At 31.9% G+C, this 18,107-nt stretch carries 20 protein-coding genes and 1 pseudogene; 15 read left to right on the top strand and 6 right to left on the bottom strand.

All coding sequences use genetic code 11. The features are described from left to right. Window positions 1-41 precede the first annotated feature (41 nt). Entirely contained in the window at window positions 42-1,376 is a 1,335-nt protein-coding gene (cstB, locus tag HMPREF2586_RS04335) for a persulfide dioxygenase-sulfurtransferase CstB (RefSeq protein ID WP_031863947.1), read from the bottom strand. Between the two features lie 30 nt (window positions 1,377-1,406). Beyond that, a complete protein-coding gene (cstA, locus tag HMPREF2586_RS04330; protein ID WP_012816716.1) occupies window positions 1,407-2,474 on the bottom strand; it encodes a persulfide response sulfurtransferase CstA in 1,068 nt (355 codons plus the stop codon). Window positions 2,475-2,611: 137 nt separating this feature from the next. On the opposite strand from cstA, the gene cstR reads away from it, so the two are divergent. From cstR to HMPREF2586_RS04285, 9 genes are all read left to right on the top strand, one after another. Further along, window positions 2,612-2,872 carry a persulfide-sensing transcriptional repressor CstR gene (gene cstR, locus HMPREF2586_RS04325; RefSeq protein WP_031863946.1) on the top strand — a complete coding sequence of 87 codons (261 nt, stop codon included), beginning with the start codon at window positions 2,612-2,614 and terminating at the stop codon, window positions 2,870-2,872. Next, complete coding sequence (locus HMPREF2586_RS04320; RefSeq protein ID WP_070812646.1) at window positions 2,872-3,627, top strand: sulfite exporter TauE/SafE family protein; 756 nt, start codon at window positions 2,872-2,874, stop codon at window positions 3,625-3,627. Before cstR ends, HMPREF2586_RS04320 begins: the two co-directional genes overlap by 1 nt. Before the next feature lie 134 nt (window positions 3,628-3,761). Further along, window positions 3,762-4,367 carry a recombinase family protein gene (locus tag HMPREF2586_RS04315; RefSeq protein ID WP_031917995.1) on the top strand — a complete coding sequence of 202 codons (606 nt, stop codon included), beginning with the start codon at window positions 3,762-3,764 and terminating at the stop codon, window positions 4,365-4,367. A 122-nt stretch (window positions 4,368-4,489) separates the two neighbouring features. Continuing rightward, the gene (locus HMPREF2586_RS04310; protein WP_031917994.1) at window positions 4,490-4,816 is read left to right on the top strand and encodes a four-helix bundle copper-binding protein; all 327 of its coding nucleotides are present in this window, start codon (window positions 4,490-4,492) and stop codon (window positions 4,814-4,816) included. A gap of 427 nt (window positions 4,817-5,243) precedes the next feature. After that, window positions 5,244-7,289 (top strand): copper-translocating P-type ATPase CopB, encoded by a 2,046-nt coding sequence (copB, locus tag HMPREF2586_RS04305; RefSeq protein ID WP_083319560.1) that lies wholly within the window; start codon window positions 5,244-5,246, stop codon window positions 7,287-7,289. 14 nt (window positions 7,290-7,303) lie between these two features. After that, window positions 7,304-8,737 (top strand): multi-copper oxidase Mco, encoded by a 1,434-nt coding sequence (gene mco, locus HMPREF2586_RS04300; protein WP_000277153.1) that lies wholly within the window; start codon window positions 7,304-7,306, stop codon window positions 8,735-8,737. Window positions 8,738-8,756: 19 nt separating this feature from the next. Next, window positions 8,757-9,302 carry a YdhK family protein gene (locus HMPREF2586_RS04295; RefSeq protein WP_002510756.1) on the top strand — a complete coding sequence of 182 codons (546 nt, stop codon included), beginning with the start codon at window positions 8,757-8,759 and terminating at the stop codon, window positions 9,300-9,302. A gap of 413 nt (window positions 9,303-9,715) precedes the next feature. Further along, window positions 9,716-11,764 carry a hypothetical protein gene (locus HMPREF2586_RS04290; protein ID WP_069822319.1) on the top strand — a complete coding sequence of 683 codons (2,049 nt, stop codon included), beginning with the start codon at window positions 9,716-9,718 and terminating at the stop codon, window positions 11,762-11,764. Further along, window positions 11,742-12,026, top strand: coding sequence for a hypothetical protein (locus HMPREF2586_RS04285; protein WP_069822320.1), 285 nt, complete (start codon window positions 11,742-11,744; stop codon window positions 12,024-12,026). The genes HMPREF2586_RS04290 and HMPREF2586_RS04285 overlap by 23 nt, the downstream gene beginning before the upstream one ends. 138 nt (window positions 12,027-12,164) lie before the next feature. Here HMPREF2586_RS04285 and HMPREF2586_RS12680 read toward each other — a convergent pair whose 3' ends face one another. The 3 genes from HMPREF2586_RS12680 to HMPREF2586_RS04275 form a co-directional block, all read right to left on the bottom strand. Further along, on the bottom strand, window positions 12,165-12,266 hold the full coding sequence (locus HMPREF2586_RS12680) for a type I toxin-antitoxin system Fst family toxin (RefSeq protein ID WP_141711961.1): 102 nt from the start codon (window positions 12,264-12,266) through the stop codon (window positions 12,165-12,167). Window positions 12,267-12,435: 169 nt separating this feature from the next. After that, window positions 12,436-12,783, bottom strand: coding sequence for an ArsR/SmtB family transcription factor (locus tag HMPREF2586_RS04280; protein WP_002467551.1), 348 nt, complete (start codon window positions 12,781-12,783; stop codon window positions 12,436-12,438). Window positions 12,784-12,801: 18 nt separating this feature from the next. Further along, a complete protein-coding gene (locus tag HMPREF2586_RS04275; protein ID WP_002454671.1) occupies window positions 12,802-13,419 on the bottom strand; it encodes a CadD family cadmium resistance transporter in 618 nt (205 codons plus the stop codon). A gap of 656 nt (window positions 13,420-14,075) precedes the next feature. Here HMPREF2586_RS04275 and HMPREF2586_RS12955 point away from each other — a divergent pair. The 3 genes from HMPREF2586_RS12955 (at window position 14,076) to HMPREF2586_RS04260 (ending at window position 14,838) form a co-directional block, all read left to right on the top strand. Continuing rightward, the gene (locus tag HMPREF2586_RS12955) at window positions 14,076-14,276 is read left to right on the top strand and encodes a hypothetical protein (protein ID WP_070812644.1); all 201 of its coding nucleotides are present in this window, start codon (window positions 14,076-14,078) and stop codon (window positions 14,274-14,276) included. A gap of 134 nt (window positions 14,277-14,410) precedes the next feature. After that, complete coding sequence (locus HMPREF2586_RS04265) at window positions 14,411-14,641, top strand: SHOCT domain-containing protein (RefSeq protein WP_002449928.1); 231 nt, start codon at window positions 14,411-14,413, stop codon at window positions 14,639-14,641. Between the two features lie 11 nt (window positions 14,642-14,652). Further along, window positions 14,653-14,838: a hypothetical protein gene (locus HMPREF2586_RS04260; protein ID WP_070812643.1), complete on the top strand. Its 186-nt coding sequence runs from the start codon at window positions 14,653-14,655 to the stop codon at window positions 14,836-14,838. A gap of 73 nt (window positions 14,839-14,911) precedes the next feature. Here HMPREF2586_RS04260 and HMPREF2586_RS12950 read toward each other — a convergent pair whose 3' ends face one another. Further along, window positions 14,912-15,040 carry a hypothetical protein gene (locus HMPREF2586_RS12950; RefSeq protein ID WP_256324335.1) on the bottom strand — a complete coding sequence of 43 codons (129 nt, stop codon included), beginning with the start codon at window positions 15,038-15,040 and terminating at the stop codon, window positions 14,912-14,914. Between the two features lie 122 nt (window positions 15,041-15,162). On the opposite strand from HMPREF2586_RS12950, the gene HMPREF2586_RS04255 reads away from it, so the two are divergent. From HMPREF2586_RS04255 to HMPREF2586_RS04240, 3 genes and pseudogenes are all read left to right on the top strand, one after another. Beyond that, on the top strand, window positions 15,163-15,789 hold the full coding sequence (locus HMPREF2586_RS04255; RefSeq protein ID WP_070812642.1) for a recombinase family protein: 627 nt from the start codon (window positions 15,163-15,165) through the stop codon (window positions 15,787-15,789). Between the two features lie 539 nt (window positions 15,790-16,328). Continuing rightward, the gene (locus HMPREF2586_RS04250) at window positions 16,329-16,673 is read left to right on the top strand and encodes an ArsR/SmtB family transcription factor (protein WP_070812641.1); all 345 of its coding nucleotides are present in this window, start codon (window positions 16,329-16,331) and stop codon (window positions 16,671-16,673) included. A 363-nt stretch (window positions 16,674-17,036) separates the two neighbouring features. After that, window positions 17,037-18,072: pseudogene (locus HMPREF2586_RS04240) on the top strand (ISL3 family transposase); the annotation flags it as partial. Window positions 18,073-18,107: the final 35 nt, after the last annotated feature.

The following is an 18,107-nucleotide window of genomic DNA, read 5'->3' as shown; positions in this document are numbered from 1 at the left end:
AAGAGTGTACAGAAAATGGTTATTTTCTGTACACTCTTAAATTATTTTAATGATTCTGGAAAATCTTGATAGCCTTCTCTAATATTTACGACATTTTCAAATCCTTTGTTTTCTAAGATACCCACGGCGATTGAACTTCTAACACCTGACTGACAATGTACGTATATTTTATCCTCTTTATTAAATGGAATATTTTCATTTAATAATTTACCATGCGGAATATTGACTGCTTGATCTAAGTGCCCATTATTCCACTCTTCTTCATTACGTACGTCAAGTATATATTCTTCTTTACCAGTCATATCAACGCTATGGATGGATTGGGTTAAAATTTCTGATTTTGGTAAACGATAACCTGCTACATTATCAAATCCAATTAATTGTAAAGTATGCGCTGCTTGTTCAACGGTAGATTTATCACCAATTAAATCTATACTATTTTCATAGTCTAAATACCAACCGATTTGGTTAATAAAGTTTTTGTTGTAAGGAATATTGATTGTCCCTTTAGTATGACCACCATGAAAGGCTTCTTTGCTACGAAGATCAAATGCTATTCTTTCATTGCTTAAACTAGGATAAACATTGTATGGTTGATATAATTCCATACCAAATTGGTTAATTTTTTTCATTTGTGTAAAATGATGTGGTGGCGCTGGTTGATTTGATGTTAATGTTTCAATGAATTTAATTTCATCAGTTTCACTAAATGCCCAGTTATTTATTTTTTCATAACCTAGCGTAGACATTGGTACGGCGCCTAATGCTTTACCACAAGGACTTCCAGCACCGTGGCCTGGCCAAATTTGAATATAATCTGGTAAATCTTTAACACTTTCTATAGATTGATACATTTGTTTCGCACTAACTTCTGTAGAACCTTCGACTTGAACTGATTTTTCTAGTAAATCGGGTCTACCGATATCACCAACAAAAATAAAGTCACCACTAAATAAACCCATTGGAACACTTGAGCCGCCACCTTCATCCGTGAGTAAGAAACTAATACTCTCTGGGGTATGACCAGGTGTATGCAATACTTCTAATTTAATGTTACCTACATGAATAATATCTTGATGTTTAACAAAATGTGTTTGTTCTGGCATATTACGATAACTTAATTCATCGTCACCTTCGCCAGATACATATACGTTTGCATTTAATTGTTCTGCCACATCTCTAATGCCTGAAGCAAAATCAGCGTGGATATGGGTTTCTGCAGCTTGTGTAATTGTAAAACCTTCGCTATCTGCAACTTCCATATATTTTGTTAAGTCACGTACAGGGTCAATTATTATTGCCTCTCCTGTGCGTTGACAGCCAACTAAATAAGATGCTTGAGATAAATTGTTATCGTAAAATTGTTTAAAAAACATATAAAGAACTCCTTATTTTAATAGATTTAATTAAATAAATAAATTATGACTCGCGTTTTCAGTATCACCTATATAAGTGCCTACACCGCCGTACTCAACTTCGTCTCTTAATTCTTCTTTCTTAATGCCCATGACATCCATGCTCATCGTACATGCGATTAATTTGATATCTTGGTCGATTGCTTGGTCGATAAGTGATGGTAATGAATCAACATTTTTCTTTTTCATTACGTAGCGCATCATGATATTACCTAAACCGAACATATTCATTTTAGAGAGTGGCATTTTCAAGGGTGTTTTTGGCAACATAAAATCAAACATTTTTGCGATACCTTTCTTTTTAACGTTAGCTGTTTGCGCTTTTTTCAACGCGTTAAGTCCCCAGAAAGTGAAAAAGATGGTTACATCTCTTCCTGCAGCTTTAGCACCATTCGCAATAATCATTGCTGCCACTGCTTTATCTAATTCTCCACTAAATAGTACAATTGTAGTGCCTTTAGACGTATGACTCACTTCTAAATCTTTGGGTTGTTCTTTTTGAATAATCGCTTTAATTTCATTGTCACCCCCATCAAGTTTTACTAATGTGTGTCCCGTTTGTTTCGCCCAGCTTTTAATATCACTTGCGAATCCTGGATCTGTGACTGTAACCTCAATTTGGTCACCTTCTTGAATATTTTTTACTTCTTTACTGATATTTACAATAGGGCCTGGACATTGAAGACCACTATAGTTTAATTGTTTACGCTCTGCTTTAATTTCTACATTTGTGTTTTCTTCTTTTGTATCATCGCTGACGTTTTTTTCTTCATAAGCTTTATAGCCGCCGTCTAAATTTACAACGTCATAACCTTGTTCAGCTAAATATTTACTAGCTTTAGCACTTCTGTTACCACTTTTACAGTGTACATAATAGGTTTTATTTTTGTCTTTATTGAACGACTCAATCTCATCTACAGGATGCAGTGTGGAACCATTGATGTGCCCCAATTCATATTCTTCTTGTGTTCTTACATCAATCAATTGACCTTGAGAAGTTAATTTTTCTAATTCTGATTTACTTAAATCATTAATATGTTTTTCATTATATTGTTTCATAATAACCTCCTGTTAAATACCTATAAGGGTATGTTAAAAGATATAACTCTTTTTGTCAAATACCCCCGCACGTATTTGACAAACTTGTTTTAATTTATTATTATGACTGTATTCAATTAAAAGTGGAGGAAATTACTATGAATTATGATAAAAACATGATCAATCGTATTAATAGAGTACAAGGGCAATTAAATGGCGTTGTAAAAATGATGGAAGAAGAAAAGCATTGTAAAGATGTGATTACGCAACTTAGTGCTTCAAAAAGTTCATTACAAAGATTAATGGGGATTATTATTAGCGAAAATTTAATTGAATGCGTCAATTCAGCTGATGACAACAATGAAGATTCACAAGAAATCATTAATGAAGCTGTTAACTTATTGGTGAAAAGTAAATAATGGATATTATAAATATTATCATTATGTTGCTCATCGGAGTGTTCGGAGGATTTATATCTGGTCTAGTAGGTATAGGTGGCGCTATTATTATTTACCCAGCCATTTTATTGTTACCGCCACTATTTGGGGCTCCTGCATATAGCGCGTATATCGCATCAGGACTTACTTCTAGCCAAGTCTTTTTCAGTACCTTAAGTGGCTCTTTGAAAGCAAGAAAAAAAACAGAATTCTCACCCCAGTTGGTCCTTTATATGGGAGGAGGTATGATTATAGGGAGCATGTTAGGGGCTTTGCTAGCAAATTTATTTGATGCTACATTTGTAAATATGGTGTATATTATCATTGCTTTACTTGCATTAATATTAATGTTTATTAACGTAAAACCTAGTTCAGACCAATCTTCCTTTAATAAGCCTTTATTGGTTATTGTGGGTCTTTTCGTTGGCATCATTTCGGGTATAGTTGGAGCAGGCGGCGCCTTTATTATTATTCCTATATTATTAGTTTTATTCAAATTACCAATGAATACGGTAGTTGCTAATAGTATAGTAATTGCTTTTATATCTTCAATTGGCGCCTTTATCATTAAACTTATACAAGGTTACATTCCTTTAGAAGATGCGTTATTTTTAATAATAGGGAGTATTATTTTCGCTCCGTTAGGTTTAAAATTAGGTAAAAAAGTCCCTAGTTTTGTACAAAAGTGGATCATCAGTATTTTAATTATTATTGCGATTATTCAAATTGTTTTATAAATAAGAAAGAGAAGTACAACTAATATTTGTACTTCTCTTTCTTATTTATAAAGTTAAAAAATTCTCATATAGCAAGTAAATTGACATGCTACATTCGTTTGTATGATTAGGGTGTATGAGAAAGGGTGTTAAAAATGATAGTTGGATATGCAAGAGTTTCTACCGTTGATCAAAATTTGGATAGACAAATTGAAAATTTGCAATCTTTTGGTGCTGAGAAAATCTTCACTGAAAAACAATCAGGGAAATCTATAGAAAATCGACCTGTATTTCAAGAAGTATTAAATTTTTTAAGAATGGGAGATCGTTTAATTATTGAGTCTATTGATAGACTAGGAAGAAATTACGATGAAATAATCCAAACAGTTAATTATTTAAAAGATAAAGAAGTTCAATTAATGATAACGAGTTTACCCATGATGAATGAAGTGATTGGTAATCCATTACTAGATAAGTTTATGAAAGATTTAATCATTCAAATATTGGCAATGATTTCAGAACAAGAAAGAAATGAAAGTAAACGTCGACAAGCTCAAGGTATTAAAGTAGTCAAAGAAAAAGGTATTTATAAAGGAAGACCTGTTCTGTATTCTCCCGATGCTAAAGACCCTCAAAAAAGACTTGTTTATTATCGTATTGTTGAACTACTGAATAAAGAAATGTCAATTAGTAAGATAGCTAAAAAAGTCGGTATAACAAGGCAAACTATATACAGAATTAAAAAAGAAAGAAAATATTAAGAGAAGTACATTTGATATTAAAATCCTGCGCAGTTTCTATGGAGTTCAGCAATTATCGGTTTATTTACTAAATAGAATGGGAATTAATTTAAGAGATTTAGATTTCATTGGAGGTGTATCAAATGACTGATAAACAATATTACAATCTGGTTCAAACGCTACATGAATGTATGGAAGCGTGTAATCATTGTTACGATGCCTGTTTGAAGGAAAAAGACATGACAATGATGGCAGAGTGCATCCGTCTGGATCGTGAATGCGCAGACATCTGTGCATTTTTAGAACAATCGCTAACAAGAAATTCACCATTTGCTTCTGATTTGGCGACAATATGCGCCAAAGTATGCGGAGCATGTGGTAATGAATGTCAGAAGCATAACCATGACCATTGTCAAAATTGTGCAGAGACGTGCTTTAAATGTGTAGAAGCTTGTAAAGAAATCGCGTAAACAAAACCAAATAATATAAGGAGTGGCACATTGGAGATAAAGCCCCCATGTGCCACGTTTTTATTTCTTGCAACTAAAGAAACGAATATAAAATAAGTATGTGCCTGGAAACACAGCAATTTAACCCAGCAATATGAATATACCTCTTGGACGTCGGTTTACCACAGTCATAATGATAATCAGGATATCAAGTATAAAACCAGCGCCTTTGCCTAGTTTGCTCTCAACTTCAATATTCCCCCATGCAATGCCACAATTTCTTTGGCGATGGACAAACCAAGACTAAAGTTTCTATTTAAATGGCTATCAAATTTTCTGAACGCTGAAAAATAAAAAATACTAAATAATATATACGTCCAGGGGGTATATGTTATACTCACATTATCTTATTACTATCTCTAAAAATATAAAATTAGGAGGTTTTATTTTGCCGAATAATGAAAAACATCAAAATCATGAGAATCATAGCCATCAAGAACATGAGAATCACGCTAGTCATGGCGATCATGCACATCATCATCATGGGAATTTTAAAAGTAAATTCTTTATTTCTTTGATTTTTGCGATACCGATTATTATTTTATCACCCATGATGGGGGTTAAATTACCGTTTCAATTTTCATTTACAGGGTCAGATTGGATTGTATTAATTCTTGCTACTATTTTATTCTTTTATGGAGGAAAGCCATTTTTATCAGGGGCTAAAGATGAAATTTCAACTAAAAAACCTGGAATGATGACGCTTGTTGCTCTAGGTATTTCAGTTGCTTATATTTATAGTTTATACGCCTTTTATATGAATAATTTCAGTGGTTCATCCACACATACAATGGACTTTTTCTGGGAATTAGCGACTTTAATTTTAATCATGTTATTAGGTCATTGGATTGAAATGAACGCAGTAGGTAATGCAGGCAATGCACTGAAGAAAATGGCAGAACTTTTACCTAATACTGCAGTGAAACTGATTGATAATAATCAACGAGAAGAAGTTAAAATATCAGATATTTATATTGACGATATTGTGGAAGTCAGAGCAGGCGAAAGTATACCCACAGACGGAATCATTGTTCAAGGAGAAACATCAATTGATGAATCATTAGTTACTGGCGAATCAAAAAAAGTTCATAAAACTCATAATGATGATGTTATTGGGGGTTCAATTAATGGTTCAGGCACAGTACAAGTTAAAGTGACAGCTACGGGTGAAAACGGCTACCTATCTCAAGTTATGGGTCTTGTTAACCAAGCGCAAAACGATAAGTCAAAAGCTGAACTCCTCTCGGATAAAGTCGCAGGTTATTTGTTTTACTTTGCCGTAGGAATTGGGCTGATTTCATTTATTGTATGGATTCTTATTCAAAATAACGTTGATTTCGCACTCGAACGACTTGTAACCGTATTAGTTATTGCTTGTCCTCATGCATTGGGATTGGCAATACCTTTAGTTACAGCACGTTCTACTTCTATAGGCGCACATAATGGTTTAATCATAAAAAACAGAGAATCTGTAGAAATCGCACAACACATTGATTACATCATGATGGATAAAACTGGGACACTTACTGAAGGTAACTTTTCAGTGAATCACTATGAAAGTTTTACGAACGAGCTAAATAATGAAGAAATATTGAGTCTATTTACTTCATTAGAAAGTAACTCTAATCATCCACTTGCCACTGGTATTGTTGATTTTGCTAAAGGCAAAAATATTTCATATGCTACTCCTCAAGAAGTTAATAATATTCCAGGTGTAGGCTTAGAAGGCACAGTTGATAATAAAAAACTCAAAATAGTGAATGTTTCTTATCTCGATAAAAGCAATTTTGATTATAATAAAGAACAATTTACGAATCTCGCTCAACAAGGGAATTCTATTAGTTATCTAATTCATGACCGACAAGTTATTGGTATTATCGCACAAGGCGATAAAATTAAAGAAAGTTCAAAACAAATGGTTTCGGATTTATTATCGAGAAACATTACGCCAGTCATGCTTACAGGCGATAATAAAGAAGTGGCACAAACAGTGGCTGAAGAATTAGGTATTAGTGATGTCCACGCGCAATTGATGCCCGAAGATAAAGAAAGTATTATCCAAGATTATCAAAGCAATGGTAGCAAAATCATGATGGTTGGTGATGGTATCAATGATGCGCCAAGCCTTATTAGAGCAGATATTGGTATGGCAATTGGCGCAGGGACAGATGTAGCTGTTGAATCGGGGGATGTCATACTCGTTAAAAGTAATCCTTCTGATATTATCAATTTTTTGTCCCTTTCAAAAAATACGATGAAAAAAATGGTTCAAAATTTATGGTGGGGCGCAGGATATAACGTGATTGCAGTTCCTCTTGCAGCTGGTATATTAGCTTCTATTGGTTTAATATTATCACCTGCTGTGGGTGCAATACTTATGTCTTTAAGTACGATCATCGTAGCAATTAATGCATTTACATTAAAATTAAAATAAAAGAGGTAAATATAATGTATAAAAAAATGTTCACAATTTTAATTACGTTATTTTCTATAATGTTTATGGTTCCTAATGATACTTTTGCAGAAGGTAAGCACAACATGATGGACATGAAAGAAAATGATCAAAAGCGAAATGATATGATGGATATGAAAAGTCATGACGAAAGAAAAAATTTGAATTCTTCACAAGGAAAAAATGAAATAACATTTCCCAAAGTTTTAGATCCTAAAAAAGATAACAATGGTTATAAAAGTTATACATTAAAAGCGCAGAAAGGAAAGACAGAATTTTACAAAGGTAATTTCTCTAACACTTTAGGATACAATGGAAATTTACTTGGGCCAACTTTAAAATTAAAAAAAGGAGATAAGGTTAAAATTAAGTTAGTCAACAACTTAGATGAAAATACAACATTTCATTGGCATGGGTTAGAAATAGATGGAAAAGTGGATGGAGGCCCTTCTCAAGTTATAAAACCAGGAAAAGAAAAAACAATAAAATTTGAGGTTAAACAAGAGGCTGCTACATTATGGTATCATCCCCACCCCTCCCCAAATACAGCTAAACAAGTTTATAATGGTTTATCAGGGTTATTATATATAGAGGATGACAAAAAGAATAATTATCCTAGCAATTATGGGAAAAATGATTTGCCTATAATAATCCAAGATAAAACATTTGTATCTAAAAAATTAAATTATACAAAAACGAAAGATGAAGATGGTACTCAAGGTGATACAGTCCTTGTGAATGGGAAAGTAGATCCTAAATTAACAACAAAAGAAGGAAAAATACGTTTGAGACTTTTAAATGGCTCCAATGCTCGGGATTTAAATCTTAAGCTAAGTAATAATCAAAGTTTTGAATATATTGCTTCAGAAGGCGGCCATTTAGAAAAGACTAAAAAGTTAAAAGAAATTAATTTAGCTCCTTCAGCAAGAAAAGAAATAGTAATAGATTTATCTAAAATGAAAGAAGAAAAAGTCAATCTTGTTGATAATGATGAAACAGTAATTTTACCAATTATTAACAAAGAAAAAAGTACTAACAAAGACACTACTCCAAAAGTAGATAAAAAAATCAAATTAGAAGGTATGGACGATAATGTTACTATTAATGGCAAAAAATTCGATCCTAACAGAATAGATTTCACACAAAAGGTAAACCGGAAAGAAACTTGGGAAATTGAAAACGTCAAAGATAAAATGGGTGGTATGAAGCACCCGTTCCATATCCACGGAACGCAATTTAAAGTTTTATCAGTGGATGGGAAGAAACCTTCAGAAGATATGAGAGGCAAAAAAGACGTTATATCTCTGGAACCTGGACAAAAAGCCAAAATAGAAGTGGTTTTTAAAAATACTGGGACATACATGTTCCATTGTCACATACTTGAGCATGAAGATAATGGAATGATGGGACAAATAAAAGTAACAAAATAATTTATAAGGAGAATTCAATATGATGAAAAAATTGAGCTCAATTATAGTAGCTTCAGGATTAGTATTATCAGCTTGTTCAACTGGTAACGAAGAAGAAGAAAATTCTAAAGATCAAAAACAAGAAAAACATATGAATCATAAGAGTGAAAGTAAAGCCCCAGATAATATGAAAAGTACAGATGACAGTAAATATAAAAAGGACGATAAAATAACAATTACAGCTGATCATATGCCTGGTATGAAAAATGCTAAAGGTACAGTTAAAGGTGCTTACAAAACCTATGCTTATGTCGTGAGTTACACACCTACAAATGGTGATGAAAAAGTTAATAATCACAAATGGGTCGTTAATGAGGAAGTTGCAGATGCCCCTGAAAATGGATTCAAGAAAGGTGATACAGTTAAATTAGAAGCTGACCATATGCCTGGTATGAAAGGTGCAGAAGCTCAAATTGATGATGTAGAAAAAACAACCGTTTATATGGTGGATTATAAATCAACAGAAAACGATGAGATGGTTAAAAATCATAAATGGATGACAACTGACGAACTAAAATCTCGTTAATGTCTATCATTTTAAAGCTTTAAAGTATTTAGTTAGTTATTCACAAATGCAATGAGAATCCCCTTTGTTAAATAGACAAGTAAACAAATAAAATTTATGGCCACTCTCATATCCACAATAATGGGAGTGGCCATTTGTTTAGAAAAATTAAATGATTTTAATGAAAATGAGGGGATCTTTTATAATTTATCAATGGAATTTCGAAAAATATAAAAAATGGAATAGTGAATGTATTGAGCTTTATCATTTATCAAGAAAAGTTATTCTAAATTAGCAGGTAAAGTCACAAACATTCATTACTGACTGATTAGGGCGTACTTTTATTAAACAAAATTATTATCTACTACAAAAAATCTACCCTATTTATTTTTAAGTTTAATTAATATATTATAAATATAAAAAGAGGAGATTATATGGTTAAGAAGATAGATTTTCATATTCATACTGTATCTAGTAATAAAGATTACGAGTTTACATATTCATCTGATTGGATTCAAAATTATGTAAAACAAGCTAATTTAGATGCTATAGCTATTACTAATCATGATTTATTTGATGTAGACAACTTTAATAAAGTTAAACAAGATTTACCTAATACTACAGTGTTTCCTGGTATAGAGTTAAGTTTAGAAGATGGTCATGTAAACATAATTTTTTCAGAAAAAAATATTGAACACTTGAAAAACTTTTCAGAGTGGTTACATAATCGAAATGGAAATAAAAAATTATCTACTGAAGATTACTGTAAAAACATGGAATGTTGGGAAGATGCCATCTACATTTTTGAAATGGGGAAAAGCAATTCTCTATCTGTACCTACAATAATCGAAAATTCTTCAGCAACTGTGGTTGGTGGAGTATCAAATCAATTAAAATTTCAAGCTTTATATAATCAGGATAATTTAATTACTCCTGTACTATTTAGTGATGCACATGCAGCAAAAAATGATCTAGAAAAAGAAAGAAATGATATAGATTTATTAAAAATGAAAAATACCTATTTACAAATAGATAACTGTACATTTACTGAAATTAAAAACTGTATGGCTAATAAAAAAGGTATTAATACAAATAAAGATAATTTAAGTAACATTATAGAAATTCAAGAACACAATGTTTCAACCGGAATGAATCTAATAGTAGGGAAAAGAGGTACTGGAAAAAGCAAATTTTTAAAACGTATTAAAAAACAGTATGATCCAGAAGATTACTATGCAATTGATCAGTTTGAAACAGCTCAAGCAGATGAATATATAGAGAAACAAAGAAAAGTTCAAGGTAATTCATCTTTTAATAGATGGAAAAGACAATATGAAATACAGTTTAATGCTATCGAAGAATACTTAAATAGAGATGAATATGAATTCGAAGGAAAAGTAGAACAATATTTAGATAGTGTAAAAAAATTTGCTACTGATAACGCAAAAAGCCGTTCAAAGTCCAAGTTTAGACTTAACAAAGAAAGTAATTTTGAAATGATACCTATTCAAAATTTAGAATCTTATATCACTAAAATAGAACAATTACTAAAAAGTAATGACTTATGGACACTTTTAAATAACTCTAATGAAAAAAGAAAAGTTTTCATTGAAACATATAACGAACTTAGAAATATGTTTATAAATAAAAAACTGAAAAATCAAATTAAATCAGAGGTAAATAAAATACTTGAATCAGTTAAAGAAATCGTCAAATTAAACACAGGGATAACACCAATTAAAAATTGCGACTTTTCACCAATAATTCAAAAGGCACATATTGAAAAAGAGATAATTAATTTTATGCAAAATATCATTACTGAACAAGAACTCACAAGAGAACAAATATACGATTACCAAATTGTAGTCAAGATATCACCGTTTCAAAACGCTTCTCAATTTAAAACTGATATATCTACGTCAGATGCAGTAAAAGACGATATTATAATTCCTTATCAGAGAAAAGAATATATCAAATTTTTAAAGAACTTAAAACATAAATCATTTTTTAAAATTTCAAACTTAGCAGACTACTTTGTTCATTTAAATGTTGAACTGCTAGACTCTGATGGAACTCCTGCTTCTGGAGGGCAAGCAGTCGGATTTGCTCTAATGATGAGATTAGAAGAATCTAAAAGTTATCCAATAATACTCATTGACGAACCAGAAGCATCACTTGATAATACATATATTAAGGATGAATTAATACCTGCCCTAAAAAAACTAGCTACTCACAGTACTATTTTCCTAGTTACACATAATTCTACATTAGGCGCATTAATAAATCCTGATTACTTAATAATTACTTCAAAAAATAATAAAAATGATTATCAAGTACTTACTGGGGAGTTTTCATCTAACCGTATATCAAATAATTATGGTTCTTCCGAAAAAAGCTATGATAAATTTGTTGAAGCTATGGAATCAAGTATAGAAACTTATCAAAAGAAAGGGGAAACCTATGAAAATCTTAGAACAGAATAATACAAATACATACTTCTTAGTTAAAGGAGAAAGAATTTCTCCTATTAATTTATCGAAGGATAATTTGTTAGATATTATGACTGAAATGTACAACACTTCAGAAGATATATTAATTCCTAGTAATGAAATAATAGATAATATCAAAAACCCCATAGAAAAAGACATCGTTGAACAAATTATTAATAAAATTTCTGACTTTAAAGATAATATTAACAATATTAAACATGAAGTAGAAACGCAGTTCCCTGAAATAAATGAATAATTATAATATATTCCATCTTTTGCATTCCCTTACTAACCAATGTTATAATTTAGACAACAAGAGCTTCGTGCATTATATGCACCAATCCCCTCACTATTGCGAGTAGTGAGGGGATTTTTAAGTGTTGGCTAATATCGCCTATTTTTTCTTATTGTTACGTATACGTAGCCAATGCGTAAATAACGCAACAATACAACCACTGATGACTGTGGTCGTGATGTGAACAAGAGCTTCGATCATCTGATATGCACCTCCTCTCTGCGTCTAAATTGACGCCTGAGAGATAGGCGACCTATATATTATATCATCTGTACTAGATGAGTTACAGATAACTTCCGATAAGTCATTTTATGTTATATCTTTGCTTATTTTATAGTATCAAGACAAGAAGAAACTCGTTTCACTCGTTTCAAAAACCCTCCTGATTTTTAGAGAAAAACTCTCTTATTTCATCGTCTTTAATAAAATAATATGCCATCTTTCCCTTTTTATAAAAATCAAGCACATCATTTTTATATAAAAGTCTTAAATGATGTGAAGTTGAAGCAACACTCATTTTCAATATCAAAGAAATATCACAAACACACAACTCATCTTCTTTAATCAAAGATAATATAATTTTCAATTTCTTCTCATCACAAATCTTTTCTAAAATGTTAAGTAATTTCTTAGATTTATCATCTTCTAAAAAACTTAAGGCATTGTTAACTTTATCCTCATGTACACAGATCACATCACAAGCATTTTTATAGCTCATATAAAATCACACCCTAAATTAAAATATAAATCCTAAAATTGTTTGAATAGTGTCATTTTCTATAATGATAAATAAACCTAAAGCTATATAAATAACAGCCATAATCCAACGACCAAATTTCTCAACAATTTCTCCAACTCCTGGAATATTAGCTAATTTTTGTGCAGTAAATACCAAGACGAAAATTAAAATTAAAAAGACAAACAAAGTAATTAATAAATTAGTAACACTTAATGTCACAAAATAGGGAACAAATACACCAATATTATCAGCGCCACAACTTGCTATGGTAATAATTGCAATCGTACCAACTAGTTTAGACAATCCTTTTTCATTCAATTCTTTTTTAGCTCTCTCTTCTCCGTCACTATCACCATAAATAGCCACTTTAATTCCTAAATAAATCGGTATTAACCCTAATAATCCTAATATCCATTTTTCAGGAACATAATTTAAGACAAAGGCAAAGAATAAACTTATGACAATCAATGTCACAGATCCTACATATTGACCAATATAAATATCGCGATATTCTTTCCTAGTCTTTGCTCTAGCAAAGAACATTAATAAAATCACTAATAAGTCTAATGCTGTCACAATATAAAGAATAGCAGCAGTTACAATAGTCTGAATCATAATTACACCTCATTCAAAAATATTTTTGAATATATTATAACTTATTTTTTTTAATAATCATAGGTGCTTTATTCCAATTGCTTTATTGACGTTGAGCCTCGGAACCCTTAACAATCCCAAAACTTGTCGAATGGTCGACTTAATAGATCATGATGTGTCGACATTCGTCGATTTTATCTTAGTTTTAAGTAATTGTTGTTATAGCACAGATATAAAATTTAATACTACATCAAAATTTAACTGAGGTTTAAGCTACTAGTTTTTTGCTAGTAGCTTTTTTATTTATATATCCAATATATCTATTTTGTATTTTAAGAGGATATTTAGACCAAAGATAATATGGAATCAATATGTTTACTCCTTTGGTATATTCGCTGATATTTTATACGTGCCTTGAGTGGAGATTTTTTGAGTGGTTTTTTCAAAAAATACGACCCGTCCCTTGATGATTTCCAAACGGTTTTCAAGTGCCCCTTGCTGAGATGGCATGAGGTCGTTTTTTTTATTTTGTTTAAATTCAAATGCTCTTATTTTGAATTTTAAGGGGGTTTTTTAAAGAATTAGGTATAAATCATATAGTTTTTAACCTAAAAACATACATAAGTTCTTAAAACGCAAATATGAGCCAAATAAAGATATTGATTTGGAGCGTTCCCATGAAAATATTACGCTCAAAAATTGTGAAACCAAAAAATAAGCATAAGTCAGATATTCAATCTCCCGTTGATGAAACGGCAAAATATCCAATAAAAGATACAGATTATATGACAGATGATGTGGAAAAAGCAGGTGAGGAAGCTTTTAGTATTATTGCTTTCTGGAATTGGGAACGTAGGAATTATTTTATTAAAAAATAGTTCAATAATCGGGCCATTTTGCGGTACAATGAATTGCCTTCTGCTACTAATATTAAAAACACTTTTTTGGAATACTAATACCCCCATATGGTATAATTGTAAAACGAGAAAGAAGGAAAGGATTGACAAATTGTATGGGTATGGGACATATGATGGGCGGAATGGGGTTCATTGGCATGATTTTTTGGATTATCATTCTTGGCTTGTTATTTTATGGTGTATATATATTAATTGCAAAAGCTTCAGAAAAACCAAAAGGTGTAAGATCAGATGATTCTTTACAAATTTTAAAGGAAAGGCTGGCCCAAGGGGAAATTAATGAAGATGAATATGAAAAATTAAAGAAAGTGTTAAAAAAAGATTAGGGATACTTTGAATGAAAGGGGAAATAAGCGATGAAAAAAAGTTACCTTTAGTGCTGTCGTTTGTACTAGCTGGTTTAATCGTCATTGGACAAACAGGTTTTACCCAAGGTTCTGATTATGACCAGAGAATGGATAATATGATGAATGAATGCATGAACTTCATGCAGTCCTTTGGTGATAACAACGAAAATAAGTAGTAAAGTATATAAAAACACAATAACTACAAGGCACTGAACCCTTAAAATGGGAACTTAATAAAAACACTATGTTCTAGGCTGCTAATTCTCTGTATTTTACAGGGGATAAGTAGCCTAGTTTTTGTTTAATTTGTTGTTCCATCATCATTTGTTGCATTTGCTCCATATTCATTTCGGGCATGTTCATTTCAGAACGTCCCATGTAGTAATAAGAGTAAGGCTCAAATTACAACACTTATTTCTTGTATAAATACTGTTCTCTTAGTATGATTATGTTGTAATAAGAGTATTACTCCTATTCATAAATGTTAAAGGTGGATGAAAATGAAATTTGGATATGCAAGAGTTTCAACCGAAGAACAACATCTTGAAAATCAAATTAGGTGGTTAGAAAAACAAGGAGTTGAGAAGAAAAATATATTCGTTGATGAAGTGAGTGGTACAACATCATCATACGATAGAGTGGGATTTAAAAAACTATTAAATGCCAAGATACGTGAAGGTGATGATTTGTATATTTTTAGAATTGATCGTCTCGGACGCAAGGCACACGTCGTAGAACAAATGGTGCGTGAGTTTTTAGATGAAGGAATTAGATTACATTCAAAAGACTTACCAAATGTTCCGACAGATGATGATTACGGTATCGGTGAGTTGATGCTAAAAGTAATGTTGTCTGTTCTAACATTCCAAGCTGAAACAGAAAGGTTATACATGCTGGAAAGACAGCGTATAGGTATAGAAAGAGCAAAACAAGAAGGTAAGTACAAAGGTAAAAAAATGAAGTATTCTGCTGATAGTGAGAACCCACAAGGGCGTCTCGTCTACGAACAAGTTGTTGAGGCGTTAAAACAAGGTGGAACAATCAGAGGGACTGCTAAAAAGTATGGATTAGGTATGAAGACGGTACAACGTATCAAAAATGAACTAAAACGAAGTAAATTACTATGACAATCAATAAACAAGTGAAAATTATAAAAAGGTATTTACTAGTAAAAAAGTAAACACCTTTAAATTTCAAAACAAAACAATTATTTTCTCAATAAAGCTAAAACTCCAGAAACTAAAATTAGTATTCCTGATAATATTCCAAAAAAACTGATAAAAATAAAATTAGTTCTGCGGAAGAAAGAGAAGTAGAATTTAATAATAAGTTTATTGAATGTATAAAGAGATATAGAGAATTTTATAATTACTGTGAAAATAAAGGGTCTTCGGAATATATAGTGGAATTAGCATTTTGATAATTCGAAAAAAATAGTGGTTAAATCGGATTGTTTGGTGGAATGCTAAGGAAAAATAATAATACCACAAAATTATAAATCAAACACGGGTGATTACGGGTAGGTAGTCAAACAAGAGGGAATTATATTTTATCTTATTAAGGCGTTATAATGTACTGATAAAAAGATGCTCATATATGAACTTCAGGTTCTTGACATAAAAACCATTACACTATATAATGTAATTGTGAAATGGAGGAGGAAATAATGTCTGAAAACTGGTGTACACCAAAACCAAAACTAACGGAACGCCCCTTATTAGATACAGAGAACGCTGAAGGTTTAAGTGAGACCTTTAAAATACTTTCTAATGGGACACGGCTTAGAATACTGCATACCTTGCTTCGAACTCCAAATGCATCTGTTAGCGAGGTGGCAGAACAGCTTGAAATGAAACCTCAATCCATTTCCAACCAACTTCAACGATTGGTTGATAAAGGCATCGTTCGCAGTATTCGTGAAGGCAATTTTATTCGGTACCGAATTGTTGATAATTGCGTCGTTAGTCTATTAGATCGAGGTTGGTGTTTAACCGAAGATTTACCTAAATAATAAGGAGGAGTTTAGTATGGAAAAATGTGCGAGACCGAACTGTAATTGTCTTCTTGGGGAAACAAAAGTAGAAGAAGCAGGAAAAGTTTACTGTAGTCAAGAATGTGTAGACAACTGTACTGATGAAGTTTGCGAGTGCAAAGATTGTAGCTGTGCAACTGCATAATTTAATAATTGTAAGGTTATCCCGTGTAACTATGGGATAACCCTTTTTATTGTAGGATAGTGAATGATAGGCTTTTTGTTTTCAATCATATAAATGCTTTATGAGATTGATGTTAGTAAAATAATTAGCAATGATAATTTCAATATCAAATCTATATTTAATACTATAACACCACAGAGTAGTAAAGGATGAACAATATGTCAGACTTATTATTACTACCAGATCTTAAAACAATAGAACCACCACAAGAAAATGAATCCGACATGATGTTTAAAGTGGAAGCAACTTTTCTACCAGTACGTTGCCCTCAATGTGGCTTTGACAGGCTATATAAACATACATCAAGAAAGCAACTAATCATGGATCTGCCTATTCGTTTAAAGCGAGTAGGATTACAATTAAACCGCAGACGTTATAAATGTCGTGAATGTGGCACAACTTTTTGGGAACGCCTTATATCCATTGACGAAAAGCGTAGTATGACTAAAAGGCTTATAAGGTCTATTGAAGAACAATCTCTGTCTAAGACCTTCGTAGACGTAGCTGAAAGTGTTGGTGTAGACGAGAAAACTGTTAGGAACATCTTTAAAGACTATGTGGCATTAAAAGAACGTGAATATCAGTTTGAAACTCCTAAGTGGCTTGGGATAGACGAGATACATATTATCCGTAGACCTCGGCTTGTATTGACTAATATTGAACGCAGGACTATTTATGACATAAAACCCAATCGTAACAAAGATACGGTCATTCAACGCCTTTCTGAAATTAAAGACAATACATATATCGAATATGTCACAATGGATATGTGGAAGTCCTACAAAGACGCAGTTAATACAGTTATACCTCACGCTAAAGTAGTTGTAGATATTTCATGTAGTCCGAATGGCTAATCAAGCCTTGGATAGTGTTAGGAAGTCTCTTAAAGCCAATATGACAGCCAAAGAAAGTCATACCCTTATGCGTGAGAGGTATATCCTTCTTAAACGAAAGCATGACTTGAATGAACGAGATTCATTCCTTTTGGATACTTGGTTAAGTAATTTACCTGAACTAAAAGAAGCCTACGAACTTAAAGAAGAGTTCTACTTGATATGGGATACAGATGACCTTGAGCAAGCCAAAGATCGTTACAGGTATTGGACACAATGCTGTTTATCCAGCAACTCTAAAAACGCCTATAAAGACCTATTAAGAGCCGTAGACAACTGGCAGGATGAAATCTTCAATTACTTGGTTCTGTTGCAAAGTTGAATTTATAGTATAAT

The organism is Staphylococcus sp. HMSC034G07, from assembly GCF_001835975.1.
Taxonomy (GTDB): Bacteria; Bacillota; Bacilli; order Staphylococcales; family Staphylococcaceae; genus Staphylococcus; species Staphylococcus ureilyticus.
This window is presented reverse-complemented; position numbering and strand designations above follow the sequence as displayed.

What these genes read in the sequence shown, in the direction of transcription:
- HMPREF2586_RS04310 (WP_031917994.1), top strand. Translation starts at nt 4,490, where the DNA reads ATGACTGATAAACAATATTACAATCTGGTTCAAACGCTACATGAATGT.
- HMPREF2586_RS04315 (WP_031917995.1), top strand. Translation starts at nt 3,762, where the DNA reads ATGATAGTTGGATATGCAAGAGTTTCTACCGTTGATCAAAATTTGGAT.
- cstB (WP_031863947.1), bottom strand. Translation starts at nt 1,376, where the DNA reads ATGTTTTTTAAACAATTTTACGATAACAATTTATCTCAAGCATCTTAT.
- HMPREF2586_RS12950 (WP_256324335.1), bottom strand. Translation starts at nt 15,040, where the DNA reads ATGGGACGTTCTGAAATGAACATGCCCGAAATGAATATGGAGCAAATG.
- cstR (WP_031863946.1), top strand. Translation starts at nt 2,612, where the DNA reads ATGAATTATGATAAAAACATGATCAATCGTATTAATAGAGTACAAGGG.
- HMPREF2586_RS04280 (WP_002467551.1), bottom strand. Translation starts at nt 12,783, where the DNA reads ATGAGCTATAAAAATGCTTGTGATGTGATCTGTGTACATGAGGATAAA.
- HMPREF2586_RS04320 (WP_070812646.1), top strand. Translation starts at nt 2,872, where the DNA reads ATGGATATTATAAATATTATCATTATGTTGCTCATCGGAGTGTTCGGA.
- mco (WP_000277153.1), top strand. Translation starts at nt 7,304, where the DNA reads ATGTATAAAAAAATGTTCACAATTTTAATTACGTTATTTTCTATAATG.
- cstA (WP_012816716.1), bottom strand. Translation starts at nt 2,474, where the DNA reads ATGAAACAATATAATGAAAAACATATTAATGATTTAAGTAAATCAGAA.
- HMPREF2586_RS04255 (WP_070812642.1), top strand. Translation starts at nt 15,163, where the DNA reads ATGAAATTTGGATATGCAAGAGTTTCAACCGAAGAACAACATCTTGAA.
- HMPREF2586_RS04275 (WP_002454671.1), bottom strand. Translation starts at nt 13,419, where the DNA reads ATGATTCAGACTATTGTAACTGCTGCTATTCTTTATATTGTGACAGCA.
- HMPREF2586_RS04260 (WP_070812643.1), top strand. Translation starts at nt 14,653, where the DNA reads ATGAAAGGGGAAATAAGCGATGAAAAAAAGTTACCTTTAGTGCTGTCG.
- HMPREF2586_RS12955 (WP_070812644.1), top strand. Translation starts at nt 14,076, where the DNA reads ATGAAAATATTACGCTCAAAAATTGTGAAACCAAAAAATAAGCATAAG.
- HMPREF2586_RS04250 (WP_070812641.1), top strand. Translation starts at nt 16,329, where the DNA reads ATGTCTGAAAACTGGTGTACACCAAAACCAAAACTAACGGAACGCCCC.
- HMPREF2586_RS04285 (WP_069822320.1), top strand. Translation starts at nt 11,742, where the DNA reads ATGAAAATCTTAGAACAGAATAATACAAATACATACTTCTTAGTTAAA.
- HMPREF2586_RS12680 (WP_141711961.1), bottom strand. Translation starts at nt 12,266, where the DNA reads ATGATCGAAGCTCTTGTTCACATCACGACCACAGTCATCAGTGGTTGT.
- HMPREF2586_RS04290 (WP_069822319.1), top strand. Translation starts at nt 9,716, where the DNA reads ATGGTTAAGAAGATAGATTTTCATATTCATACTGTATCTAGTAATAAA.
- HMPREF2586_RS04295 (WP_002510756.1), top strand. Translation starts at nt 8,757, where the DNA reads ATGATGAAAAAATTGAGCTCAATTATAGTAGCTTCAGGATTAGTATTA.
- HMPREF2586_RS04265 (WP_002449928.1), top strand. Translation starts at nt 14,411, where the DNA reads ATGGGTATGGGACATATGATGGGCGGAATGGGGTTCATTGGCATGATT.